This is a genomic window from Acidovorax sp. Leaf160 (assembly GCF_001424265.1).
Classification (GTDB): Bacteria; Pseudomonadota; Gammaproteobacteria; order Burkholderiales; family Burkholderiaceae_C; genus Paracidovorax.
This window is the reverse complement of sequence record NZ_LMOV01000005.1, coordinates 59,319-84,414: the sequence shown is the minus strand read 5'-3', so window position 1 is coordinate 84,414 and position 25,096 is coordinate 59,319. Positions and strand designations below refer to the sequence as shown.

At 62.8% G+C, this 25,096-nt stretch carries 17 protein-coding genes; 12 read left to right on the top strand and 5 right to left on the bottom strand.

Annotated features, from left to right (window positions below):
- Positions 1 to 72 precede the first annotated feature (72 nt).
- From ASF94_RS20660 to ASF94_RS04430, 7 genes are all read left to right on the top strand, one after another.
- Entirely contained in the window at positions 73 to 942 is an 870-nt protein-coding gene (locus ASF94_RS20660) for a WYL domain-containing protein (RefSeq protein WP_235505262.1), read from the top strand.
- Positions 943 to 1,034: 92 nt separating this feature from the next.
- Positions 1,035 to 3,539, top strand: coding sequence for a class I SAM-dependent DNA methyltransferase (locus ASF94_RS04455; RefSeq protein ID WP_056662180.1), 2,505 nt, complete (start codon positions 1,035 to 1,037; stop codon positions 3,537 to 3,539).
- Complete coding sequence (locus ASF94_RS21540; RefSeq protein ID WP_200933015.1) at positions 3,532 to 4,872, top strand: restriction endonuclease subunit S; 1,341 nt, start codon at positions 3,532 to 3,534, stop codon at positions 4,870 to 4,872. Before ASF94_RS04455 ends, ASF94_RS21540 begins: the two co-directional genes overlap by 8 nt.
- Positions 4,872 to 8,189: a type I restriction endonuclease subunit R gene (locus ASF94_RS04445; RefSeq protein ID WP_056662174.1), complete on the top strand. Its 3,318-nt coding sequence runs from the start codon at positions 4,872 to 4,874 to the stop codon at positions 8,187 to 8,189. The genes ASF94_RS21540 and ASF94_RS04445 overlap by 1 nt, the downstream gene beginning before the upstream one ends.
- A gap of 4 nt (positions 8,190 to 8,193) precedes the next feature.
- Positions 8,194 to 8,946 carry a M48 family metallopeptidase gene (locus ASF94_RS04440; protein ID WP_082492982.1) on the top strand — a complete coding sequence of 251 codons (753 nt, stop codon included), beginning with the start codon at positions 8,194 to 8,196 and terminating at the stop codon, positions 8,944 to 8,946.
- Positions 8,947 to 8,952: 6 nt separating this feature from the next.
- Positions 8,953 to 11,334 (top strand): McrB family protein, encoded by a 2,382-nt coding sequence (locus ASF94_RS04435; protein WP_056662171.1) that lies wholly within the window; start codon positions 8,953 to 8,955, stop codon positions 11,332 to 11,334.
- A 14-nt stretch (positions 11,335 to 11,348) separates the two neighbouring features.
- Positions 11,349 to 12,689, top strand: a complete 1,341-nt coding sequence (locus tag ASF94_RS04430; RefSeq protein WP_056662168.1) for an McrC family protein — start codon at positions 11,349 to 11,351, stop codon at positions 12,687 to 12,689.
- A 105-nt stretch (positions 12,690 to 12,794) separates the two neighbouring features.
- Here the strand turns inward: ASF94_RS04430 and ASF94_RS04425 are convergent, their stop codons facing one another.
- From ASF94_RS04425 to dnaA, 5 genes are all read right to left on the bottom strand, one after another.
- Positions 12,795 to 13,907 carry a protein kinase gene (locus ASF94_RS04425; RefSeq protein WP_056662166.1) on the bottom strand — a complete coding sequence of 371 codons (1,113 nt, stop codon included), beginning with the start codon at positions 13,905 to 13,907 and terminating at the stop codon, positions 12,795 to 12,797.
- Positions 13,908 to 13,910: 3 nt separating this feature from the next.
- On the bottom strand, positions 13,911 to 14,327 hold the full coding sequence (locus ASF94_RS20655; RefSeq protein ID WP_082492981.1) for a DUF3010 family protein: 417 nt from the start codon (positions 14,325 to 14,327) through the stop codon (positions 13,911 to 13,913).
- 206 nt (positions 14,328 to 14,533) lie between these two features.
- Positions 14,534 to 17,170 (bottom strand): DNA topoisomerase (ATP-hydrolyzing) subunit B, encoded by a 2,637-nt coding sequence (gyrB, locus tag ASF94_RS04420; RefSeq protein ID WP_056662163.1) that lies wholly within the window; start codon positions 17,168 to 17,170, stop codon positions 14,534 to 14,536.
- Positions 17,171 to 17,320: 150 nt separating this feature from the next.
- On the bottom strand, positions 17,321 to 18,439 hold the full coding sequence (gene dnaN / locus ASF94_RS04415; protein WP_056662160.1) for a DNA polymerase III subunit beta: 1,119 nt from the start codon (positions 18,437 to 18,439) through the stop codon (positions 17,321 to 17,323).
- 155 nt (positions 18,440 to 18,594) lie between these two features.
- Entirely contained in the window at positions 18,595 to 20,016 is a 1,422-nt protein-coding gene (gene dnaA / locus ASF94_RS04410; RefSeq protein WP_082492980.1) for a chromosomal replication initiator protein DnaA, read from the bottom strand.
- Positions 20,017 to 20,338: 322 nt separating this feature from the next.
- Here dnaA and rpmH point away from each other — a divergent pair, with 322 nt between their 5' ends.
- The 5 genes from rpmH (at position 20,339) to ASF94_RS04385 (ending at position 24,890) form a co-directional block, all read left to right on the top strand.
- Positions 20,339 to 20,473: a 50S ribosomal protein L34 gene (gene rpmH, locus ASF94_RS04405; RefSeq protein ID WP_005798102.1), complete on the top strand. Its 135-nt coding sequence runs from the start codon at positions 20,339 to 20,341 to the stop codon at positions 20,471 to 20,473.
- 85 nt (positions 20,474 to 20,558) lie between these two features.
- Positions 20,559 to 21,128 (top strand): ribonuclease P protein component, encoded by a 570-nt coding sequence (locus ASF94_RS04400; RefSeq protein WP_056662216.1) that lies wholly within the window; start codon positions 20,559 to 20,561, stop codon positions 21,126 to 21,128.
- Positions 21,125 to 21,418 carry a membrane protein insertion efficiency factor YidD gene (gene yidD / locus ASF94_RS04395; RefSeq protein ID WP_056662158.1) on the top strand — a complete coding sequence of 98 codons (294 nt, stop codon included), beginning with the start codon at positions 21,125 to 21,127 and terminating at the stop codon, positions 21,416 to 21,418. The genes ASF94_RS04400 and yidD overlap by 4 nt, the downstream gene beginning before the upstream one ends.
- A complete protein-coding gene (gene yidC / locus ASF94_RS04390; RefSeq protein WP_056662156.1) occupies positions 21,415 to 23,139 on the top strand; it encodes a membrane protein insertase YidC in 1,725 nt (574 codons plus the stop codon). Before yidD ends, yidC begins: the two co-directional genes overlap by 4 nt.
- Positions 23,140 to 23,315: 176 nt before the next feature.
- Positions 23,316 to 24,890, top strand: a complete 1,575-nt coding sequence (locus ASF94_RS04385) for an ABC transporter substrate-binding protein (RefSeq protein WP_369818632.1) — start codon at positions 23,316 to 23,318, stop codon at positions 24,888 to 24,890.
- The last annotated feature ends 206 nt before the right edge of the window (positions 24,891 to 25,096 follow it).

Here is a 25,096-nt window from a genome sequence, read left to right as displayed (position 1 = left end):
AGGGGCATGAGGCTGTGGCACAGTCGTGCTCGACTTGGCCAAGAAATCGTGTCTTATCTACCTCCTAATCGATTGCCGATCGCACAACAGGAACGGCTTCTCTACATAGACATGAAGCTGCGGTTCCTCGGGGAAGTACGCCGGCAGGACTTGATTCAGCGATTTGGGATTCAGACGGCAGCAGCAACGCGCGACTTGGCGCTGTACCGTTGGGAGAAGCCGGACAACTTGGTTTTTGTCTCAAAGACCAAGTCGTATGTCAGGGGTGAGAAGTTCAAGCCGCTTTATGACACCGTAACGTCGGCTGATGCTCTTGCTTGGCTGTCGCCGGCCAAGAGTGAGACAGGCCTGCTCGATTCAGAGGTGCGCCTGCATGTCGAGCGGCCGTTGGCCGAGAAGGAGCTGTCGCCAGACACTGTGGCAGCAATCACTCGAGCAATTAAATCTGGTACCAGCCTGTCGTTGGCCTATCGTTCTCCTATTGAAGGAACGAGCAGTCGATCGGTTGTTCCTCATGCGTTGGCAGACATACAAGGGAACTGGCTGTTGCGGGTCTTTGATCGGTCGATCGGGGATTTCAACTCACTGCGCTTGAGCTGGATCCAAGACGCAACGCTCGTTATCGACGAGATCCGCGGGCACGAGCGCAGTCAGGACGACTCGGCGTGGCACACGATACGGACCCTCGAACTTGTGCCTCATCCAGACAACGTCGCGCATCCGGAGTGCTTGGTAGCCGCAGCCGAGCAGAGCCTTACATCATGGCGCGTAGAAGTTCGAGAGGCGCTGATCGATGCCTGGCTGCAGGGAATGCGCGTGGACTCAACAAGGGGTCATCGCCTTCGAGGTGACGAATACCTCTGGTGGCTAAAGAGTGCTCACTCCGTCGCGCCAGCTGAGTACGTATCCGTGGAGTTGAACTTTCGGGCGAAACGCTTCTAGGCCTCTCGATGCTGGGGCTGCGTCCAGTGCCCAAGGTGCCGATGCAGCGCGCCTGCACTTACGAATTCATAACAAAATTGAAAGCATAGCTAATGCCCTTAACCCTGCCACAGCTTGAACGCCACCTCTTCAAAGCCGCCGACATCCTGCGCGGCAAGATGGATGCCTCCGAGTTCAAGGAATACATCTTCGGGATGCTGTTCCTCAAGCGCTGCTCCGACGTGTTCGAACAGCGCCGTGCCGAGGTGATCCAACTCGAAATCGATGCGGGCAAGACGCCCGCCGAAGGAGAGACCTCGGCCGAGAACAAGCGTTGGTACAAAAAGGACGGCTATTACTGGGTGCCGAAGGAGTCGCGCTACAGCTACCTGGTCGACAACTCGCGTCAGGCCAACGTCGGCAGCCTGCTGAGCAAGGCGCTCGCCGGGATTGAAGGTGACAACGTCAGCCTGTATGACGTGCTGGAGCACATCGACTTCACCCGCAAGATCGGCCAGAGCAAGATCCCCGACATCAAGCTGCAGCAGCTCATCACCCATTTCAGTCTGCACCGCCTGCGCAACGAAGATTTCGAGTTCCCCGACCTGCTGGGCGCCGCCTACGAATACCTGATCGGCGAGTTCGCCGATTCGGCGGGCAAGAAAGGCGGCGAGTTCTATACGCCGCGCTCGGTGGTGCGGATGATGGTGCGGCTCATCAAGCCTGAGCTCCAGCACGACATCTACGACCCCTGCTGTGGCTCCGGCGGCATGCTGATCGCCGCCAAGGAATACATCGACGAACACGGTCAAGACGGCCGCAAGGCCAACCTGTTCGGGCAGGAGTTCAATGGCACGGTGTGGTCCATCGCCAAGATGAACATGCTGCTGCACGGCATCAGCACCGCGAACCTACAAAACGAGGACACCCTGGCCGAGCCGCAGCACGTCGAGGGCGGTGAGTTGATGCACTTCGACCGCGTGCTCACCAATCCGCCGTTTTCCATCCACTGGGGCAATACCGAGAAGGATGCCGACGGCAATGCCGCCTGGAAGCCCAAGTTCGAGGCTGAGCGCTTTCCCTACGGCCAGGTGCCGCTCGGTGCCAAGAAAGCCGATCTGATGTTCCTGCAGCACATGCTGGCCGTCACGCGCGACGGCGGCATAGTGGCCACCGTTCTGCCCCATGGTGTGCTGTTCCGGGGCGGCGAGGAGAAAACCATCCGCGCCGGCATCATCGAGGATGACCTGCTGGAAGCCGTCATCGGCGTCGCACCCAACCTGTTCTACGGCACCGGCATTCCGGCCTGCATTCTGGTGCTGCGCCAGCGGGTGCAGAACGGTGCCAACCGCGTCAGCGGCAAGCCTGCCGAGCGCCAGGGCAAGGTGTTGTTCATCAATGCCGACCGCGAGTTCTTCGAAGGCCGCGCGCAGAACTACCTGCTGCCCGAGCACATTGAAAAAATCGTCACCACTTTCGACGAATTCCGCGCCATCGACGGCTTCTCGGCCATCGTCGACAACGCCATGCTCAAGGCCAACGCCTACAACCTCAACATCCGCCGCTACGCCGACAACGCCCCGCCGCCCGAGCCGCACGACGTGCGCGCCCATCTGGTGGGCGGCATCCCCAAGGCCGAGGTGGCCGACAAGGCCAGCTTATTCAGCGCCCACGGCCTGAACCCAATGGACCTGCTGGTGGAAAGGGACGCCAAGTATTTCGACTTCGCGCCAGTCCTCGACAAACGGCAGGCCCTCAAGCCGACCATCGAAACCAATGCCGGTCTGGTCGCCAAGGAAGCGGCCATCCGCGCCGCCTTCGAGCAATGGTGGCAAGACCACAGCGCCCGTATCACGGCACTCTCGGGGCAGATGGACAACGCCGCCAGCCTGGTGGCCCTGCGCAACGACCTGCTGGCCAGCTTCAGCCAGAGCCTAGAGGCCATTGGCCTGCTCGACCCCTTCCAGGTACGAGGCATCGTGGCCGGTTTCTGGTACCAGACCAAGTACGATTTCCTCACCCTGATGGCGCGCGGTGCCAAGGGCGTGGCCGACGCCTGGCGCACCAGCATCGTCACCGCCCTGGAAGACAAGGCCAGCAAGGAGAGTCCGCTGGAGCACAAGCTGGTCAAGTTCCTGATGAGTGATTTCGTCGAGGCCATCACCGAGCTGGAAGCCAAGAAGGCCGAACTGGACAGCCAGATCAAGGCCGCTAGCCCGAAAGATGCCGAGGGCGAGGATGGTGAAGCCGCCGAGGCAGCAGAGGACGATGCGGACGAAGAAAATGCCGTGGACGAAGCCCAGCTCAAAGCGTGGAAAAAGGAGCTCACCGCCGTCAAGAAGCAACTCAAGGCCATGAACGACAGCTTCAAGCAGCACATCGGCGTAGCAGTGGAAGGGCTGACGCCGGAAGCCGCCGCCGAATTGCTGCTGACCATCCTGCACAACGACATGCAAGCCATTGTTGAGCGCTACATGGCCGCGCAGCGCAAGCAGATCGTGGCCGCATTCGAGAACTGGTGGGACAAATACCGGATGACGCTGAGCGAGATTGAGGGCAAGCGCGATGAAGCGGCGAAGGCGCTGCAGGGCTTTTTGAAGGGGCTCGGGTATGTCTGAGGCCGAACTGAACGTCGACATCCCAAATGAGGCTGGTTGGTCGATTCAGTCGGTCGACAGCCTCTGTAGTTTGATTTCGCGCGGAACGGCACCTGTCTACGTCGAGCATAGCGAAGTCTTAGCGATTGGCCAGCGCTGTGTTACTCCCACAGAGTTCGCCCCTGACTTTGCACGACCCCATTCGCATCGCGCGATGCGCAATGTGCTTCAACCAGAATTTGGCGATGTCCTTCTGAATTCGACGGGCACCGGGACCATTGGTCGATCCGTTGTATTCAATGCACCCGGTGCTTTCATTGTTGATGGGCACGTCACTGTGATGCGGCCAAGGGCCGAGCTTGCTGATAGTCGGTGGCTGAACTCCGTGCTCCGCACGCCGTCGTTTCAGAGGCATCTCGAACGGTACTGCTTTGCTGGCTCAACAAATCAACTTGAGTTGAGCCGCACACCGTTGCGTGTGAGTCGTCTACCAACGCCTGATATCGACGATCAGCGGGCAATGGGGCTGGTTATCGACACCCTCGACACCGCCATCCACGAAACCGAGGCGATCATCGCCAAGCTCAAGGCCGTCAAGCAGGGGCTGCTGCACGACCTGCTGACAGGCGGCATCGACGCCAACGGCGAACTGCGCCCGCCCCAGGCCGAGGCACCGCATCTCTACAAGGCGTCGCCGCTGGGGTGGATTCCGCAAGAGTGGGATGTCGTCACGTTGGAGTCGGTGTCCAAGACGGTGACCAGCGGTTCGCGAGATTGGGCGCGCTTTTATGCGGACAGCGGTGCGCTATTCGTTCGTATTGGCAATTTGACGCGCGAGCACATCAACTTCCGTTACGAATCGACAATGTACGTGCGCCCGCCCCGGAACGCGGACGGGCAGCGGACACGGCTAGAGTCTGGCGATATCCTGATTTCCATTACGGCCGATCTGGGCATCATCGGCGTAGTTCCAGATGGGTTGGGCGAGGCCTACATCAACCAGCACATTGCACTGGTGCGCCCAGACCTTGAGGCGGTCAATTCGCGATTCGTTGGCCATTACCTGGCCGGGCCAGTTGCACAAACCTACATCAGCAAACTGAACGATGCGGGGGCAAAAGCGGGCCTGAACCTGCCGACGATCCGGGGTTTGCTTACGGCAAAGCCGCTTCGTTCCGAACAGGATCAGATTGCCGCACGCTTGGATGAAATCGATAACCGCATACAGAACGCGGCGGCCGAATCCGCCAAGCTGCGAGAGCTCAAGGCTGGCCTGATGGACGACCTGCTCACTGGCCGTGTCCGCGTCACGCCACTGCTGGCCGAAGCCACACAACTACAAGGAAGCGTCTGATGGGCTGGGAACTCGATGACGTCGAAAAACCGTTCGTAGCCCAGTTGCAGGCCCTCGGTTGGGCCTATAACGCGGGCAGTCTCGACGACCCGGCGGTCACGGGGCGGGCCAGTTTTTCCGAGGTAATTCAGGAGGGGTTGCTGCGCGATCAACTACGCGCGCTGAACCTTGGGCCGGACGGTGCGCCCTGGATGGACGAGGCGCGGCTGTCTGAAGCCGTGGCCGCTATCACCCGTCTGGGCACGCACAAGCTGATGGAAGCCAACGAGAAGGCCACCAACCTGATGATCCGTGGTTTGACGGTGGAGGGGCTGCCCGGCTGGGACGGCGGGCGCGGACAAACCATCCGCTACATCGACTGGGACTCCCCGGCCAACAACCGCTTCACGGTGATCAACCAGTACCGTGTGGATTGCCCGCCTGGCTTCAACAGCAGCAAGGCCTTCATCGTGCCCGATCTGGTGCTGTTGGTGAATGGCATCCCGCTGGTAGTGGTGGAGTGCAAGAGCCCGTCCGTCCCTGAGCCGCTTGCGGAGGCCGTTGACCAACTGCGGCGCTACAGCAACCAGCGTAAGGCGGCCTTTGAGGTGGACGACAACGAGGGCAACGAGACCCTGTTTGCTACCAACCAGTTGCTGGTGGCCAGTAGCTTCGACGAGGCACGCGTGGGCTGCGTGGGCGCGGCCTTTGAGCACTACGCGCAGTGGAAGACGGTGGTCGGCCCGGAGGGTTCAGGTAGCGAGATTGAGGTGGCGCAGGCGCTGGGCAAGGCGGCCATTTCCGAGCAGGAGCGCTTGATCGCCGGGCTGCTTACCCCCGCGCATTTGCTGGATGTGGTGAAGAACTTCATGTTGTTCATGCAGACCGGCAGCCAGACCATCAAGACGGTGTGCCGCTACCAGCAGTACCGGGCGGTGAACCGGGCAATTGCACGCCTCAAGACCGGCCAGACGCGGCTGCAGCATGGCGAACACGACAAGCGTGGCGGCATCATCTGGCACACCCAGGGCTCGGGCAAGAGCCTGACCATGGTGTTCCTGGTGCGCAAGATGCGCGCGGATGCAGAACTGCGGCGCTTCAAGGTCATCGTCGTCACCGACCGCAAGGACCTGCAGGGCCAGTTGTCTGTGACCGCCACACTGACCGGCGAGGTGGTGGACGTGGCCGAAAGCACGGCGGGCGTGAAAGCGCTGGCACGGCGCAAAGGGCCGGGGCTGATCTTTGCCACGATCCAGAAATACCGCGACTCGGACAGCGCGGGTGATGCGCCGTTGACGGAAGACGATTTGCCGAAGGTGGAAGAGCCGAAGGCCACCTACAAAGCCGACGAAAAGTTTGAGGTGCTGAACGAGGACGACAGCATCCTCGTACTGGTGGACGAGGCGCACCGCACCCAGGCGGGCGACCTGCACGCCAACCTGCTGGCAGGCCTGCCCAACTGCGCGCGCATCGGCTTTACCGGCACGCCAATTATCATGGGCGACAAGAAGCGCACCCATGAAATTTTTGGCGAGTTCATCGACCGCTACACCATCAAGGAAGCCGAGGCCGACGGTGCTACGGTGCCGGTGCTCTACGAGGGCCGCACGGCCAATGGCGCAATCAAGGACGGCGCAAGCCTGGACGAGCTGTTCGAAGACCTGTTTCGCCAGCACTCGCCGGAGGAGCTGGAGGCGATCAAGAAAAAGTACGCCACCAAGGGCCACATCTTTGACGCCCCGGCGCTGATCGCCGACAAGGCCCGCGACATCCTTCGCCACTACGTGACCAACATCCTGCCCAATGGCTACAAGGCGCAGGTGGTGGCGTATAGCCGGTTGGCCGCGATTCGTTATTTCGAAGCCTTGCGATCAGCCCGCGATGAGTTGCTGGCCGAGGCCAACGCGCTCTCGCCCGAGGACAAGGCACTGGATGACGAGGCGCTGTGTCAGCGTCCTGTGAGCGTGCAGGCGGTGGTGCAAGCCTGGCGCTACCGCGACACGCTGGCGCGCATTGAATTCGCGCCCATCATTTCGGGCAGCAACAACGACGACCCGGCCTGGAAGCAGTGGACCGACGGCACGGCACACGAGCAGCTGATCAAGCGCTTCAAGAAGCCACTGTTCCATGCCAAACCCGAGAAGACCGACCCCCTGGCCTTCTTGGTGGTGAAATCGATGCTGCTCACCGGCTTTGACGCGCCAATCGAGGGTGTGATGTACCTCGACCGCCCGATCCGCGAGGCGGAGTTGCTGCAGGCCATCGCCCGCGTTAACCGCACTGGCTTCGGCAAACGCTGCGGCATCGTGGTGGACTACTACGGCGTGGCCCAGCATTTGAAGGAGGCGCTGGCCGCTTACGCCGATGAGGACGTGGAAGGCGCGCTGGCCAGCCTGAAAGATGAGGTGCCGGTGCTGCGCGACCGGCATCTGCGCGTGGTGGATCTGTTCCGCCAGCGTGGCATTGACTCGCTGGAGGACACCGAGGCCTGCGTCGAAGCATTGGGCAGCGAGAAGTTGCGCGCCGAGTTTGCCGTCAAGCTCAAGGCTTTCTTGGGATCACTGGACACGGTGCTGCCGCGACCGGAAGGTTTGCCCTATTCCGGCGATGCCAAGCGCCTGGCCTACATCTACGCCCGAGCCCGCAATCGCTACAAGGACACGCCGGTACTGGGCAAGGATGTCGGCGCCAAGGTGCGCAAGCTGATCGACGACCATGTGATCTCGCTGGGCATCGACCCCAAGATCCCGCCGATCCAGCTGACCGATGGCCAGTTCGACACGCACGTGGCCCGGGCCGCGAACGACCGCGCCAAGGCGTCCGAAATGGAGCACGCAATTCGCTCGCACATCCGCAAGCACACCGATGAAGACCCGGTGCTGTACCGCAAGCTCTCGGAGCACTTGAACGACATTCTCAAAACGCTGGGCGAAAAGTGGAACGAGGTGATCTCGCAACTGCAGAAGATCATCGACGAGCTGCGCACGGGTAAGGCAGGCATGGCCGATGCGCCAAGCGACTTGCCCGAGCATTGCGCGCCGTTCCTGCGCACCGTACTGGATGTGGTGTGTGCTGGCCAGACGCCAACCGCAGCCGAGTTGCTGCGACTGAAGGATGTGACCGTGGAGCTGGTGGACCTGCTGGTGCAGGAGCTGCAAGGCAACCGTGATATCTGGAGCCCCCATAAACGCGCGGCGCAGGAAGACCTGAACACGCAATTGTTCGAGCACTTGATGCGCCTGCGGCCACCCTTGGTAAACACCGACAAGGCCGGCGTGCTCGCAGACAAGTTGATGGAGCAGGCACGCGCCAGTCACGACAAGCTGGTGCAGGTGTAAAGCCATGCTGGCGCCCCTGAAATCTACCCACCACCACGCGGACAGCTCTGCGACCGAGGCAGAGGCTTGCATCCAGGTGGACGACTTGCATTTCACGATACGGCGCAGTGCCCGGCGCCGGACGATGCAAATCACGGTGGAGAGAACAGGGGAACTGATTCTGAGCGCGCCGCCCGAGGTGGGCATCGACCAACTCCGAGAATTTGTCAGCGAGAAGCGCTTCTGGATCTACACCAAGCTGGCCGAGAAGAATCGGCTGCAACGCCAGGTGCCGCGTAAGGAATTTGTGGCTGGCGAGGGCTTCCTGTATCTGGGGCGCAGCCATCGGCTGAAGTTGGTCGATGACCAAGACTCCCCCTTGAAGCTGGTGAATGGCCGCTTTGCGCTGCGCCACGATGTGCAGGCAGGCGCACGGGAGCACTTCATCCGCTGGTATAGCGAAAGGGCTCGGGTCTGGCTGTCGGGCAGGGTGGCCGACTACCAGTCACGCATGGAGGTGGCACCGGCTGGCGTGAAGGTGCAGGACCTCGGCTATCGCTGGGGTTCTTGTGGCAAGGGCGACTGGCTGTACTTCCACTGGAAAACGATCTTGCTGCCAGCCCGTATCGCGGAATATGTGGTGGTGCACGAGATTGCCCACCTGCACGAGCCACACCACACCCCTGCATTCTGGCTACGCGTTGAGCGCGCAATGCCCGACTATGCGCAGCGAAGGGCCTGGCTGGCCGAACACGGAATCGATGTTGAGGGGATATAGAAGAACATGGCTGACTATTTCACCAGTGACCACTTCAAGCTGCTGAACCGATGGAAGGGGCAGAAGCGCGACGAGTCTAATCCCGAACAAAATCGTGCTTACGAAGACCTCAAGAAGGCATACGAGGTGACCGAGGCGTGGGCGGACAAGGTCAAGGAAGCCATGTTCCCGATGGGCCACGTCGAGATCCGAAAGCGTCCGACAAATCAGGGCAACAACTTCGCGAGCTACAACTGGGCCAAGATTTACCCATCGTCCGAAGCGCCGAAAGAGTTGGCTTACACCGTCGGAATTGGCGCCGATGACGGCTTCGTCGTGAAGATCGACACGGTGGGACTCGACGAGTCGAGCGCCACGCGGCGCGCGTACCTTGAACTGCGCGGTGCCTACGACAACACAGCGCCCTTCGTTGCCAAGCTACCAGCTGCCGATGGGCTAGAAAAGTCGCTGGACCAGTTGACGGCATGGAGCGTAGAGGCGATCCGCGCCTTCAAGCAGCGCTACGAAGAAGTGGTGGCAAAGCTGACCATGGGCAGGTCACTCAGTGACGAGGATTTGCTCAAACACTTTGACGGCAAGCCGGCGTTCCAGACGTTTAGGGCTTCGTGGTCGCCGCAGGACAAGGCGCTTTTTTGCCGCTTGGCCCGGGCCGTGCACGCTGCCGGCCTGGACTGGTGGCACATGGGCAAGAACATCCAGGTGCGCTTCGGTCGCAAGAACCCCGGTAGCGAACGCGCGGTGGGCGTACTTGGCGTTGTCCGAGGAACCAGGGCTCGCAAAATCAGCTGGACTCGACCCGTGGGTGCGGTTGCCAAGCTCAACAGAGAGCCCCTGACCGAGGACCTGGTTGCACGGATCGAAACGGCTCTCTCGGCCGAGCGCGAGTCACTGGACGAGTGGCTTGTGCTCGAAACCGAGCGGCCAGGCTTGTGGCCAGATCAACTGCGGGACGACCCGCTCGATCCAAGTGAAGACATGGACGATGAGGAGGCGTCCGATATCAGTGACGCGCGACAGCCTGTCAACCGCATCTATTACGGCCCGCCCGGAACAGGGAAGACCTATGAGCTGTCGAAGCTGCTCAAACGGGAGTATGAGCAGGCGATGAACTTGGTTTCCACCGAAGAATGGCGCAATCAGTTCGTCGTGGAAAGAGTTGCCGGCCTCACCTGGTGGGAGGGAGCTGCAGCAACCTTGTTTGATCTCGGCGGCAGGGCGGACGTCGATGCGATGCTCGAGCATCCGTTTATGCAGGCGATTGCGGCGACCAAGACCGCGAACAAGACCACGCGCAACACGGTGTGGGGTGCTCTTCAGTACCACACGATTGCGGAATCAAAGATGGTCAAGATGAGCAAGCGCATGGCGCCTGCTGTGTTTAATAAAAACGAAGACTCGTCGTGGTCCTTTGCTGGTGAGTGGGAACAGGTTGGCGGCGACTTGAGAGCGATCGTTGCAGCCTACCAGGCTGGACCGCCCGCGAGCGCGAGCATCAAGCGCTACAGCTTTGTTACGTTCCACCAGTCCTACGGTTACGAGGAGTTCGTCGAAGGGCTGCGGCCGGTACTTGGCGACGATGCCGAGGAAGGCGAGATCCAGTATGAAATTAGGTCGGGCGCATTCAAAGATCTGTGCCGCCGTGCCCGCTCAGCGCCGGAGCAGCGATTTGCAATGGTGATCGATGAGATCAACCGGGGCAACATCAGCAAGATTTTCGGCGAACTTATCACATTGATCGAAGCTGACAAGCGCGAAGGTGCCGAGAACGCCGTGTCGGTGGCGCTGCCGTACTCGGGTGAGAGTTTTTCAGTGCCGGGTAACGTCGACATCATCGGCACGATGAACACCGCAGACCGATCCCTGGCGCTGCTGGACACTGCGCTACGCCGACGTTTCGAGTTCGTACCGGTGATGCCAGATGCCAGAGATGACCCGGGCGCTCCTCTCGCGGGATTGCGGGTCTGTTCAGGCGAGCAGGTGATCGACGTTCCCCGCCTGCTCGATGCGCTCAACCAGCGTGTCGAGGCGCTGTACGACCGCGACCATTGCATCGGCCATGCGTACTTCACTCCGCTGGCCAAGGTGCCCGATGGCGACGAACGACTGGTCGCTTTGCAGCAGGTGTTCAGTACCCGCATCCTGCCTCTGCTCGAAGAGTATTTCTTCGAGGACTGGCAGAAGGTCCGCCTCGTACTGGCCGATAACCAGAAACCGGAGGGTGCTCAGTTCGTTCGGGAGTGTACCGATCACGAGGACAATCTGGCGCGCCTGTTCGGTGGCGACCACGGCCTGGACAGCTATGCGACGAAGCGGCGCTACTCGGTGCAGGATGCCGCGTTCTCCAATCCTGATGCCTATATCGGCATCTACCAGACCTTGTCGACTTGAAGGCCGGAAGCCCTGTGAATGGCATCACGATCTACGAGTTCGACGCGCTGATTGCAGCGGCGTCGGATTCCGGCGATGCTGAGAATCTACATCGTGTCCCAGACAGGGTCTACGGCTGGCTGGAGGATCAGTGCCTCCGATCCGCCGAAGCAGGGGATGCTGCTTGGCTGCGCCTCACGCAGCGCCGGGGGCGACGCGCCGTTCAGGTGACCAGCTTCGTCGGCGTGCTCCGCGCACCGGATGGATTCCAGATCGAGGTGCTGCCGAAGGTCGGAAAGGCCATTGGCGGCGGTGCCAAAGAGGCGCGCCAGTTGCTAATCGAGATGCTCTGCTGTCTCCAGGGCTTCCGCCACGTTCAAACAGACAGCGCCAAGATCTCTGCAGCGCGCATACCGCTGCTGGAGGTCTTCATTGCGGAGTATCTGCGCGCGGTCGAGCGCATCGTTAAGAGCGGGCTTCGCAGCGACTATTCAAGTCGGCAAGACAACCTCTTCGCATTGCGAGGAAAGCTGCTGGTGGCACCGCATATGCGGCAGAACCTGTATCGAGCCGACAGATTCTTCACCGAGCATGACGAGTTCACTACCGACCGACCGGAGAACCGGTTGTTGCACGCCGCGCTGCGAAGGGTGTTGGTGCTGACTGCGTCCCAAGCCAATCAGCGATTGGCACGCGAGCTGAAGTTTGTGTTCGCGGACGTGCCCGCGTCGGTGCAGCCCAGGATCGACTTTCAGCGGGTGCGGCTGGATCGAGGTATGGGGTACTACACCGACGCGCTGGCGTGGGCTCGGCTGATCCTTGACGAGGCGTCGCCATTGACCGGAACGGGCAACCACCATGCACCTTCTCTGCTATTCCCAATGGAGGCGGTCTTCGAAGCGTTCGCTGCCAAGCACCTAGCCAGACAGCTGACGCGGCCACTGATCTTGAAGACCCAGGCGCGCAGCCATCATCTGGTTCGTCACCGCGGGCAGAACTGGTTTCGGCTGAAGCCCGATCTGCTGATTCGAGACGGCGGCCGCGACGCCCTTGTGCTGGACACCAAGTGGAAGCTGTTGGACGGATTGAAGTCGAATGGATCTGACAAATACGGTCTCTCGCAGGGAGACTTTTACCAACTGCAGGCTTATGGCCACAGCTACTTAGATGGACTTGGTGACGTTGTGCTGGTCTACCCGAAGACCAGCACGTTCGACCGACCGCTGTCGGTGTTCGAGTTTCCCAAGCCGGAGGGACTGCGACTCTGGGCGCTGCCGTTTTGCCTGAAGTCTCGTCGACTATCGGTCCCCGACGATGCGCCTTTTGCCGCGAACTTCCTTGGCGGCTGTCGAGAAGGTGCGACAGGTCGCGGTTAATCAATAATCAACTGACAACTTGAAACGTTCGGCCGCCTACCAGGCTTGAACGTAAAGACGCCGGTCAGGAATCAGCTTGAAGCAGAACAGGCTTGCCACCACCTCTCAAGGCAGCCCCAGCTTTTCGGTAAGCCGTTCCATGGTTTGTGACCATGTCCCGCCAGAAAGGGCGTTGTCGTTGATGAACCTGGCGGCGCCGACACGCCGTTTTAGAACGAAAACCTGACCGTCGCGCTCAGTCACTTGGTAGTCGAGCCCCTTCCACGAGCGAAGGCTGCAAGTGTGGCTGTCCTCACGGATCCAGTCCGGCAATGGTTTGGGCGAGGCGAGCTGAGCCAGGAACTCACTTGCATCGCCAAATCGGTTCGCCGTCGCAGTCGCCCGTTTGAGCGCGCGGACGATTCGTCGAGGAACAAACTCCGGGATTGAGTCCCAGTCCAGCAATGTCCCCTTTTCGACCTTTGCGCGAATGCATTGATCGACGAACTCGCACTCCTGATACCAGGGCACATTCTGAAACTTCAGCTCGGCAAGGCGGCGTGTTTCCGAGCGCTTGAGGTGGCTGGGAAGTTCTTCACTTAGTGCCCCACCAAAGAGCAGATAACCGACTATGCCGGCTTGATAGCAGTCCGACGAAAAGTCAAAGTACCCGTCGTCGCCAAACGCCTCGGGTGGCCGATAGAGCACGCTATGTTTGGAGGCCGGCACGGAGTCTTTTCCACCGGCAATATGGCGCACCGAACCGAAGTCGGCGATGAGGATCGTGTCGTCATGAACCAGCAGGTTCTGCGGCTTCAGGTCGCGATGGAGAAGCCGGTTGGGATCAGCATGAAGCGCGGACAGCCCGGATAACAGCTGCACAAGCAGCCGAAACGCCAGGGGCAAAGAGATGTGGTTCTCTCGGAGGTAAGTGCTGAGGTCGCCATAGTTGGCGAAAGGGGTCATGAAGAAGGAGCAATCTGGTCGCAGGTTCCGCGCATCCAGGACCTTCATGACATTCGGATGGTTGAGCGCCGCCACCATTGCGGGCTCCTGGTCTACCTCGTTGGGCGCGTGGAAGTAGATTTTCAGCGCGACGTCTCGCTGGAGCACGTTGTGCCGTCCGAGCAGTACAAAGCCGTTGGCGCCAGAGTCGTTGAAATGATTGGGCTCGAACTCTGGAAATTTCAACAAAAGTTCGCGGGCCTCGTGAGGTAGCGCGTTGAGGTCAAGCGCCATGCTTCACTCCGGCATGCGTTCAAAGCCCAAGTCATAGGCATTGCCCAGGTCCGCGGTATCGGGGCGCGAGGTCTTCAGCGCCGCCTTTTTTCGATCAGTTGCTTTGATCGTTGCGGGATGGAAGAACTCAACCGGACAGGGTGATGACGCGAGGAGGACACCTTCTGCGATGAATGTGCCTGCGCCGCCCGCACCTTGACCAGAAGTGGCGCGCCGGTTGATTGCAACGAGGTCGACTGCGTTTACGGCACAGAACGATTTGAAGGCCTGAACGAACGTGTCTACGTCGTCCTTCGTTGGATTCTTGGGTAGCTCGAGCTTGTTGACCCGGCTTTTCACGACGGTGTGGGCTGATTGCCTTCCCGAGAGGGCGACCAGACGGGCAACGTTTCCCTTGAGCATGACGCCGAGAACAACCATATCCCTCTCACCTACTTTCTGTTACGGGTGTACTTTGCCGGCCAATACCCTATACGGCCGGAATCGGGCAGGCGCTTCCTTAAACGCGGCGGTCGGGGGACTGACGCGCTCAAACGCGTTTCAACTCGCTCGACGCCAGTCGTCCGGAAAAAACGGCAGAACTTTGCATCAAGTTCGGCAAAACTTTGCGCTCGTCGACAGCATCGTTACACGTCGATATTCCCCGCCCGCAACGCATTCGTCTCGATGAAATCCCGCCGCGGCTCCACCTCGTCTCCCATCAGCATGGTGAACACCCGGTCCGCCTCGATCGCATCGTCGATCTGCACGCGCAGCAGGCGGCGCACTTCGGGGTCCATCGTCGTTTCCCACAGCTGCTCGGGGTTCATCTCGCCCAGGCCCTTGTAGCGCTGGCGGGCGGTGGTACGTTCGGCTTCGCTGATGAGCCAGGCCATGGCCTGGCGGAAGTCGCCGATCTTTTCTTCCTTTTGCTTCTCGCCTTCGCCGCGCAGGGCGCGGGCACCTTCGCCGATGAGGCCGCGGAAGGTGTTGGCGGCTTCGGACAGGGCGGCGTAGTCGGCGCCGTGCACGAAGTCCTGCGTGATGATGCTGCTCTTGACGTTGCCGTGGTGGCGGCGGCTGATGCGCAGGATGGGCTTGTCGGTGCGGGCGTCGAATTCGCTGGCCACTTCGGCGGGGATGCCGTTGGTGGACAGCTCGCGCAGCTTGGCCTGCAGCGCCACGGCGCTGGCTTCGGCGTCCCGGGCGGTGTCAAGGTTCAGGCTCACGCTGTCGGCAATCGCACGCAGGGCTTCCTGGTCCATGAAGGCCGAGAGGCGGTCGATGACGTGTTCGGCCAGCTGGTGCTTGCGCGCCAGTTCGGCCAGGGTGTCGCCCGACAGGGTCTGGGCGTTGGCGCCGCCGGTGGTCACGCTGGCGTCGCGCAGGGCCACGCGCAGCAGGAAGGTGTCGAGCGCCGGGGCGTCCTTCAGGTACAGCTCTTCCTTGCCGTTCTTCACTTTGTAGAGCGGCGGCTGCGCGATGTAGATGTGGCCGCGCTCGACCAGCTCGGGCATCTGGCGGTAGAAGAACGTCAGCAGCAGCGTGCGGATGTGCGCGCCGTCCACGTCGGCGTCGGTCATGATGATGATGCGGTGGTAGCGCAGCTTGTCGACGTTGAAGTCGTCGGCGCCGCTCTTGCCGTCCACCGCGCCGCCGGCCTTGCCGATGCCGGTGCCGAGCGCCGTGATGAGCGTCAGGATTTCGTTGGAGGTCAGCAGCTTCTCGTAGCGCGCCTTCTCCACGTTCAGGATCTTGCCGCGCAGCGGCAGGATGGCCTGGAACTTCCGGTCGCGGCCCTGCTTGGCGGAGCCGCCGGCGGAGTCACCCTCGACGATGTAGATCTCGCACAGCGACGGGTCCTTCTCCTGGCAGTCGGCCAGCTTGCCGGGCAGGCCCATGCCGTCCAGCACGCCCTTGCGGCGCGTCATCTCGCGGGCCTTGCGCGCGGCTTCGCGGGCGCGGGCGGCTTCGATGATCTTGCCGCACAGGATCTTGGCGTCGTTCGGGCGCTCTTCCAGGTAGTCGGTCAGCGTCTTGGCGACGATGTCTTCCACCGGCGCGCGCACTTCGCTCGACACCAGCTTGTCCTTGGTCTGGCTGCTGAACTTGGGCTCGGGCACCTTCACGCTCAGCACGCAGCACAGGCCTTCGCGCATGTCGTCGCCGCTCACCTCGACCTTGGCCTTCTTGGCCAGCTCGTTGGTTTCGATGTATTTGCCGATCACCCGCGTCATGGCGGCGCGCAGGCCGGTCAGGTGGGTGCCGCCGTCGCGCTGCGGGATGTTGTTGGTGAAGCAGAGCACCTGCTCGCTGTAGCCGTCGTTCCACTGCATGGCCACTTCGACGCCGATCTCGGTGCCGGGGATGCCGCCGTAGGTTTCGGCCGGGCGCGCGCCCGTGGCGTGGAAGGCGGTGGGGTGCAGCACCTTCTTGCTGGCGTTGATGAAGTCGACGAAGCCCTTCACGCCGCCGGCGCCGGAGAAGTCGTCTTCGCGGCCGTCGCGCTCGTCCTTCAGGCGGATGCGCACGCCGTTGTTCAGGAAGGAAAGCTCGCGCAGGCGCTTGGCCAGGATCTCGTAGTGGAAGTCGTTGTTTTCCTTGAAGATCTCGGTGTCGGGCAGGAAATGCACTTCCGTGCCGCGCTTGTCGGTTTCGCCGGTGATGCGCATGGGCGAGACCTCGACGCCGTTCACCGTCTCCAGCAGGCGGTTCTGCACGAAGCCCTGGCTGAATTCCAGCACGTGCACCTTGCCGTCGCGGCGCACCGTCAGGCGCAGCATCTTGCTGAGCGCGTTCACGCAGCTCACGCCCACGCCGTGCAGGCCGCCCGACACCTTGTAGCTGTTCTGGTTGAACTTGCCGCCCGCGTGCAGTTCGGTCAGGGCGATCTCGGCCGCCGAGCGCTTGGGCTCGTGCTTGTCGTCCATCTTCACGCCGGTCGGAATGCCGCGGCCGTTGTCGGTCACGCTGATGGAGTTGTCGCTGTGGATGGTGACGACGATGTCGTCGCAGTGCCCGGCCAACGCCTCGTCGATGGAGTTGTCCACCACCTCAAACACCAGGTGGTGCAGGCCGGTGCCGTCCGACGTGTCGCCGATGTACATGCCGGGACGCTTGCGCACGGCCTCCAGGCCTTCCAGGATCTGGATCGCGCCTTCGCCGTAGCCCTCGCTCGCACCGGCTTGCTGCGTGTCGATCTTGTGCGTGGGCACGGGCGTGGGCTGCGCGTCGTCGCCCGCGCCGTTCTCGGAAGGTGCGGGCAGGTGGTTCTCAGCGGTCATGGATGGCTAGCCTCGGGGTCCGTGGAAACGCAGGGTTTCCCATTGTCAATTCGATATCAAAAAGGGCTCCAGCGCTTGATATACCTACACCTTTTGCTATAAATATAATAGCAAAAGGCAGGATCGGCGCCGGAACCCGTCCGCAGTGCGTCAGATGCGCATCGGCATCACGACGTACTTGAAGCTCTCGTTCTCGGGGATGGTGATCAGCGCCGAGCTGTTGCCGTCGGCCAGTTCCACCTTCACCATGTCCTGGCCCATGTTGGCCAGGGCGTCGATCAGGTAGGTGACGTTGAAGCCGATTTCGATGGTGTCGCCGCCGTAGTCGATGTCCAGCTCGTCCACCGCCTCTTCCTGCTCGGCGTTGTTCGACGCCACGCGCAGGGTGCCGGGTTCCAGGTTCAGGCGCACGCCCTTGAACTTGTCGCTCGTCATGATGGCCGTGCGCTGCAGGCTGGCCAGCAGGGGCGCGCGGCCCAGCGTCAGGCCGTTCTTGTGGCCCTTCGGAATCACGCGGTTGTAGTCCGGGAACTTGCCTTCCACCAGCTTGGTGACGAACTCCATGCCGCCGAAGGTGAACTTCGCCTGGTTGTTGGCGAACTGCATCTCGATGTGCGGCTGGTTCTCGCCGCCGGCATCGGACAGCAGGCGCTGCAACTCCAGCACCGTCTTGCGCGGCAGGATGACTTCCTGCTTGGGCACTTCGACATCCAGCGTGGCGCTGGCGAAGGCCAGGCGGTGGCCGTCGGTGGCGACCAGGCTCAGCGTCTTGCCCTCGGCCACGAACAAAATGCCGTTCAGGTAGTAGCGGATGTCCTGCACCGCCATGGCGAACGACACCTGGCCCAGCAGGTCCTTCAGCACCTTCTGCGGCACGCTGAACGCCGGGCCGAAGGCGGCCGATTCCTGCACCAGCGGAAAGTCCTCGGCTGGCAGCGACTGCAGCGTGAAGCGGCTCTTGCCGCCCTTGAGCACCAGCTTGGAGGCTTGCGATTCCAGGCTCACCGTCTGGTCGCCGGGCATGGTCTTCAGGATGTCGATCAGCTTGCGCGCGCCCACGGTGGTGGTGAAGTCGCCCGTGTCGCCGCCCAGCTCGGCCGTCGTGCGGATCTGGATTTCCAGGTCGCTGGTGGTGAGCTGGAGCGCGTTGCCCGTCTTGCGGATCAGCACGTTGGCCAGGATGGGCAGCGTGTGCCGGCGCTCGACGATGCCGGACACCGATTGCAGAACCGCGAGAACCTTGTCTTGTGTTGCCTTGAGGACAATCATGTCGTCAACTTTCGGTGATTTGGGAAAACGTGCGTGGACGGCAGCTTCGCTGGCAGGAAGCCGCAAACCCCCCTCGGGCCGCCCAACACGGCATTTTGCCTTTGAAAGCGGGCGTGGACGCGGGTGGGCTCCATCGGGCCAGGGCGCGCCACCGGCTAGCCCTTGAGCGTCTGCTCCAGCACGTGCAGTTGCTGGTTCAGCTCGGTCAGTTGCTGGCGCTCGCCAGAGATCTTGCGCACCGCGTGCAGCACCGTGGTGTGGTCGCGGCCGCCGAACAGCTCGCCGATCTCGGGCAGGCTCTTTTGCGTCAGCTCCTTGGCCAGGTACATGGCGATCTGGCGCGGCCGCGCGATCGAGGCCGGCCGCTTCTTGCTGTACATGTCGGCAACCTTGATCTTGTAGTAGTCGGCCACCGTCTTCTGGATGTTCTCCACGCTGATCTGCCGGTTCTGGATCGACAGCAGGTCGCGCAGGGCTTCGCGCGCCAGCTGGATCGAGACTTCCTTCTGGTTGAAGCGCGAATACGCCAGGATCTTGCGCAGCGCGCCTTCCAGTTCGCGCACGTTGGAGCGCACGTTCTTGGCGACGAAGAAGGCGACCTCTTCGGGCATGTCGGCGCTTTCGGCGCGGGCCTTGTTGATCAGGATGGCCACGCGCATCTCCAGCTCGGGCGGCTCCAGCGCCACCGTCAGGCCCGAGTCGAAACGCGACACCAGCCGGTCGTGGATGTTGGTCAGGCCCTTGGGATAGGTGTCCGACGTCATCACGATGTGGCTCTTCTTGGTCAGCAGGGCCTCGAACGCGTTGAAGAACTCTTCCTGCGTGCGGTCCTTGTTGGCGAAGAACTGCACATCGTCGATCAGCAGCAGATCGAGCGAGTGGTAACGCTCCTTGAACTCGTCGAAGGTGCGCCGCTGGTAGGCCTTAACCACATCCGAGACGAACTGTTCCGCATGGATGTAGAGAACTTTGGCATCGGCCTTGTCCTGCAGCAGGCGGTTGCCCACGGCATGCATCAGGTGGGTCTTGCCCAGGCCCACGCCGCCGTAGATGAAGAGCGGGTTGTAGAGATGGCCGGGCGAGCCCGCCACGTGCATGGCGGCGGACCGTGCCATGCGGTTGGCGGTGCCCTCCACCAGCGTCTCGAAAGTGAGTGCGCTGTTGAGCCGATGGCGGAACGCGCCCGCGCCAGGCGCGGCGTCATCGCCCGCAGGCGGCAGGGCCTCGCTGTGCGGTGCGGGCTCGGCGGCGGCAGGGCGGACATACGTGCGCACCACGCTTTCCCGCTGAGCGAGCGCTAACTCCAGCGTGACCGGCTGGCCGTAGAGGCCTTCCAGCAGCGCGGCGATGCGGCCGGCGTACTGGGCGCGGATCCAGTCGAGCTTGAAACGGTTGGCCACCAGCACGGTGACCTTGGTGAAATCGGGCGCCACCTGGGCCGCGAGGGGCTTGATCCAGGTGTTGAACTGCTGCTCGGGCAGGTCTTGGGCCAGCTGTTCCACGCAGGCTTGCCACAACCCCTGGCCGGCGTCGCCGCCGGGCTCGTTCATCGGGTCGTGGGAGAGTTCCTCGGTCATTGCTGCGGCTTCTTTTTGTGTGGATAGGAGGAACGAATGAAGGGGCGCGATTCTAGCTTGTCAAGGAGTTATCCACAACCTGCCGCGCCTTGTCCCGGCCGCTGTGCGGGCCTTCGCGCGCCGGCCGCCACGGTGGCCGGGAAATCGCGTTGATCCGGCAGTGGATTGCCAGCCGCCGCCAAGCCTGCAATAATCTCGGGTTTCCCTGAATGTGTTCAGGGTGATGAAGCCCGGGCGGCCTTTTTCTCCTTTTCGTGGGAAGTTGCTCGGCGGCGCATGCCCTTGACCGGGCCGGCCCGTAACTGACCCCCAAGGATCGATCATGAAACGTACTTACCAGCCTTCCAAGACCCGCCGCGCCCGCACCCACGGTTTCCTCGTGCGCATGAAGACCCGTGGCGGCCGCGCCGTCATCAACGCCCGCCGCGCCAAGGGCCGCAAGCGCCTGGCCGTCTAAGCGCGCAGGCCGTCCGGCTTTCGGCCCACCGCCTTTCCCGCTTGCTGCCTTGCGCTGCCACGTCCCCGACCGGGACATCGCTGCCATGCACCGGCTGAAGACCCGCCCGCAGTTCCAGGCCGCCATGGCCGGCGGAACTGTTTCCCGCACCGCGCACTTCGCGTTGCACCGGCTGGGTCTGCAGGAAGGCGGGGGCGCTCCTGCTGCCGCCTCGGCGGCTGCGGCGGCATCGCCTCCCACAGGGCCCGGTTCCTTGCCGACGACGCAGGGGCCGCAGGCCCTGTTTGCCGTGGTGCGCGGAGAACGCCAGGGGCCGTGGATGGGCGCGATGGTGCCCAAGCGGTGGGCGCGCCGCGCGGTGACGCGCAATGCCATCAAGCGGCAGATCCATGCGGTGGCGGCCACCTTCGAGGCGCAGCTGCCCGTGGCGGCGCACGTGGTGCGGCTGCGGGCCACTTTCGACCGCAAGCAGTTCCTGAGCGCCACGTCCGACGAACTCAAGCGTGCCGTGCGTGCCGAGTTGCTGCAGCTGTTCGGCCATGCCGTGCGGCGCTCCGGCGCCGCGCGCACCGAACCGTCCGCCGCACCTCCTGCCACCTTACCTCCTGCCGCCGCGCCATCGCTGCAACCGGCACCGGGCGGGGTCGCGGCATGATGCGCGCGCTGCTCATGGGCATCGTGCGCGCCTACCGCCTGCTGCTCAGTCCCTGGCTGGGTTCGGCCTGCCGGTTCGAGCCCACCTGCTCGGCGTATTCGCTGCAGGCGCTGGAACACCATGGCGCCACGGTGGGCAGCTACCTCACCGTGCGCCGGCTGGCGCGGTGCCATCCGTGGTGCGACGGCGGGCTCGACCCCGTGCCGGACGAGCCGCCCCGGGCGGCGCGCCTGTTCTCGCGGCTGATGCCCTCCGCCTCCTCTTCGTCCTCACCTAAGAAGACTTCATGAACGACATTCGCCGCACCATCCTGTGGGTGATCTTTGGCTTCTCCATGGTCCTGCTCTGGGACAAATGGCAGATCCACAACGGCAACAAGGCCACCTTCTTCCCGGCACCGGTCGCGCAGACCGAGTCCGCGCCGGCCAATGCGCCGGCCGCCTCCGCCTCGTCGGCACCCGCTGCCGCCACCGGCGCCAACAGCGTGCCGACCGCGCCTGCGGCCACCGGCACGGCCGGCGCACAGCAGGTGCCCGGCGGCGCCGTGCCACCGGTGCAGGCGGCAGCGCGCGAGCGCGTCACCGTCACCACCGACGTGCTGCGCCTGGGCTTCGACAGCGAAGGCGGCACCCTGGTGCATGGCGAGCTGCTGCAGTACGCCGACATGGCCGACAAGTCCAAGCCCTTCGTGCTGCTCGACGAGAGCGCGCAGCGCGTCTACCTGGCGCAGACCGGCCTGATCGGCGGCAACTTCCCCACCCACAAGACGCCGATGACGCTGGTGCCCGGCTCGCGCACGCTGGGTGACAACGAGAACGAGCTGAGCGTTCGTTTCGAGTCGGCCGACATGGGCGGCGTGAAGCTGGTCAAGACCTGGACCGCCAAGCGCGGCGCCTACGACATCTCGGTCAAGCACGAGATCGTCAACACCGGCACGGCCCCCGTGTCGCCCCAGCTCTACCTGCAGCTGGTGCGCGACGGCAACAAGCCGCCAGGCGAGTCATCGTTCTATTCCACCTTCACCGGCCCGGCCGTCTACACCGAAGCCAAGAAGTACCACAAGGTCGAATTCAAGGACATCGAGAGCGGCAAGGCCGAGATCGACAAGGCGTCGCCCAACGGCTACGTGGCCATGGTGCAGCACTATTTCGCCGCGGCCTGGCTGTTGGCCGACGGCATCCAGCGCGACCTGTTCGTGCGCAAGGTGGACACCAACCTGTACTCGGTCGGCATGATCATGAAGGTCGGCGAGATCGCCCCGGGCCAGTCCAAGGCCGTCGATGCGCGCCTCTTCGCCGGCCCGCAGATCGAGACCATGATGGAAAAGCTCTACCCGGGCCTGGAGCTGGTCAAGGACTACGGCTGGCTCACCATCCTGTCCAAGCCGCTCTACTGGCTGCTCGACCAGCTGCACAAGCTGCTGAACAACTGGGGCTGGTCCATCGTCGCCCTGGTGCTGCTGCTGAAGATCGCCTTCTACTGGCTCAATGCCAAGGCCTATGCGTCGATGGCCAAGATGAAGGCCATCAACCCCAAGATCACGGAGATGCGCGAGCGTCTGAAGGACAAGCCGCAGCAGATGCAGCAGGAGATGATGCGCATCTACCGCGAGGAGAAGGTCAACCCGATGGGCGGCTGTTTCCCCATCATGATCCAGATCCCGGTGTTCATTGCGCTCTACTGGGTGCTGCTGTCCAGCGTGGAAATGCGCAACGCGCCCTGGATCGGCTGGATCCGCGATCTGTCATCGCCCGACCCGTACTTCATCCTGCCGCTCTTGATGACGGCCAGCTCGCTGCTGCAGACCGCGCTCAACCCCGCGCCGCCGGATCCGCTGCAAGCCAAGATGATGTGGTTCATGCCGCTGATCTTCAGCGTGATGTTCTTCTTCTTCCCGGCCGGCCTGGTGCTGTACTGGCTGACGAACAACATTCTGTCGATCGCGCAGCAGTGGATCATCAACACCCGCATGGGCGTGCCGCCGCAGTTCAACCTGCCGAAGTTCCGCTAGCCCGACCCCCTGCCCCGAACTGGTGCGCCGACCACGCGCAGCGCCATTCGGGCAATCCCCAACGGCCGCCTTCGGGCGGCCGCTGTCTTTTCGGTACGTTCATTGCTAGGCTGTCTGCTTCCCTCAATTGTTTTCTTTCTGGAGGCTCGTTGATGAAACAACAGCGTTTGAAACTGATGAACCGGACCCTCGGCACCGTGGCGCTTGCGGCCTTTCTGGCCGCCGGCTCGGCGGGTGCGGCCACCATGCGGTGGGCGGGCGCCAACGACATCCTGACTGCGGACCCCCACGCCCAGAACCATCAGACGACGCATGCCTTCCTGCAGCAGGTCTATGAAAGCCTGGTGCGCTACGACCAGAAGTACCAGATCCAGCCCGCGCTGGCCACGCAGTGGACCCAGGTCTCCCCGACCCAGGTGCGCTTCGAATTGCGCAAGGGCGTCAAATTCCACGACGGCTCGCCCTTCACCGCCGACGACGTGGTGTTCTCGCTGACCCGCGCGATGACTCCGCCCTCCAACATGCAGTCGTCCGTGCAGAGCCTGAAAGAGGTCAAGAAGATCGACGACTTCACCGTCGAGCTGATCCTCAAGGGCCCCAACCCGGTGCTGCTGCGCGAGCTGACCGAGGCGCGCATCATGAACAAGGCCTGGGCCGAGAAGAACAACTCGACCAAGGCGCAGGACTACGCCGGCAAGGAAGAGAACTTCGCCTCGCGCAACGCCAACGGCACCGGCCCCTTCAGCCTGGTCAGCTGGCAGCCCGACGTGAAGATCACGCTCAAGAAGAACGACGCCTGGTGGGACAAGCCCACCGGCAACATCGACGAAGTGGTGTTCACGCCCATCAAGTCGGCGGCCACGCGCTCGGCCGCGCTGATCTCCGGCCAGGTCGATTTCGTCGTCGATCCGCCTCCGCAGGACCTGGCCCGCATGAAGGCCAGCCCCGACCTGAAGCTCATCGAAGGCGCCGAGAACCGCACCATCTACCTGGGTCTGGACCAGTTCCGCGACGAGCTGCCCGGCGCCGGCACGCCCGGCAAGAACCCGCTCAAGGACAAGCGCGTGCGCCAGGCGCTCTACCAGGCCATCGACTCGGCCGGCATCCACAGCCGCACCATGCGCAACCTGTCGGTGCCCGCCGGCACCATGGTCGCGCCCATGGTCAACGGCTGGAGCAAGAGCCTGGACGAACGCGCCGCCAGGTACGACGTGGAAGCCGCCAAGAAGCTGCTGGCCGACGCCGGCTACCCGAACGGCTTCGCGCTCAAGCTCGACTGCCCGAATGACCGCTACGTCAACGACGAAGCCATCTGCCAGGCCGTCACGGCGATGTGGACGCGCATCGGCGTGAAGACCACGCTGCAGGCCGCGCCCATGGCGCAGTTCGTCAGCCGCGTGATGAACAACGACGTCAGCGCCTACCTGTTCGGCTGGGGCGTGGCCACGTTCGACGCGCTCTATTCGCTCGACTCGCTGATGTCCACCAAGCAGGGCAAGACGGCGGCGGGCGTCTACAACGGCGGCCGCTTCAGTGACCCCAAGCTCGACGAGATGATCAGCCAGATCAAGGTGGAGATGGATGCGCCCAAGCGCGACGCCCTGATTGGCAGCGCGCTGAAGCTGGTCAAGGACGAGTACTACTACCTGCCGCTGCACCACCAGATCCGCCCCTGGGCGATGCGCAAGGGCGTCGAGACGCAGCACCGCGCGGATGATCGCCCCATGCCCGTCTGGACGACCATCAAGTAAGCCGGCCCCCCGCGCCCGGCCCGCCGCCCCGTACCCCGGGGCGCCCCCGGGTGCTATTCAAACCATAGCTGCCTGCGCTGATTGCACGGGCCCTGGAATGGCAAAACCATTGCAGGTGCCCAAGAATCCAGCGCAGGCAGCTATTTTTTTGATAGCGCGGGCGCGGGCCCCTCCGGCGCCGGCCCGTGGGGAACGCCGTGGCGACG

Excerpts from the sequence above, each read along its gene's own strand:
- ASF94_RS04445 (WP_056662174.1), top strand. The coding sequence starts at position 4,872 with ATGGGCTGGGAACTCGATGACGTCGAAAAACCGTTCGTAGCCCAGTTG.
- yidD (WP_056662158.1), top strand. The coding sequence starts at position 21,125 with ATGATGCGCGCGCTGCTCATGGGCATCGTGCGCGCCTACCGCCTGCTG.
- ASF94_RS20655 (WP_082492981.1), bottom strand. The coding sequence starts at position 14,327 with ATGGTTGTTCTCGGCGTCATGCTCAAGGGAAACGTTGCCCGTCTGGTC.
- ASF94_RS04385 (WP_369818632.1), top strand. The coding sequence starts at position 23,316 with ATGAACCGGACCCTCGGCACCGTGGCGCTTGCGGCCTTTCTGGCCGCC.
- ASF94_RS04400 (WP_056662216.1), top strand. The coding sequence starts at position 20,559 with ATGCACCGGCTGAAGACCCGCCCGCAGTTCCAGGCCGCCATGGCCGGC.
- ASF94_RS04425 (WP_056662166.1), bottom strand. The coding sequence starts at position 13,907 with ATGGCGCTTGACCTCAACGCGCTACCTCACGAGGCCCGCGAACTTTTG.
- dnaN (WP_056662160.1), bottom strand. The coding sequence starts at position 18,439 with ATGATTGTCCTCAAGGCAACACAAGACAAGGTTCTCGCGGTTCTGCAA.
- yidC (WP_056662156.1), top strand. The coding sequence starts at position 21,415 with ATGAACGACATTCGCCGCACCATCCTGTGGGTGATCTTTGGCTTCTCC.
- ASF94_RS21540 (WP_200933015.1), top strand. The coding sequence starts at position 3,532 with ATGTCTGAGGCCGAACTGAACGTCGACATCCCAAATGAGGCTGGTTGG.
- ASF94_RS04440 (WP_082492982.1), top strand. The coding sequence starts at position 8,194 with ATGCTGGCGCCCCTGAAATCTACCCACCACCACGCGGACAGCTCTGCG.
- gyrB (WP_056662163.1), bottom strand. The coding sequence starts at position 17,170 with ATGACCGCTGAGAACCACCTGCCCGCACCTTCCGAGAACGGCGCGGGC.
- rpmH (WP_005798102.1), top strand. The coding sequence starts at position 20,339 with ATGAAACGTACTTACCAGCCTTCCAAGACCCGCCGCGCCCGCACCCAC.
- dnaA (WP_082492980.1), bottom strand. The coding sequence starts at position 20,016 with ATGACCGAGGAACTCTCCCACGACCCGATGAACGAGCCCGGCGGCGAC.
- ASF94_RS04435 (WP_056662171.1), top strand. The coding sequence starts at position 8,953 with ATGGCTGACTATTTCACCAGTGACCACTTCAAGCTGCTGAACCGATGG.
- ASF94_RS04455 (WP_056662180.1), top strand. The coding sequence starts at position 1,035 with ATGCCCTTAACCCTGCCACAGCTTGAACGCCACCTCTTCAAAGCCGCC.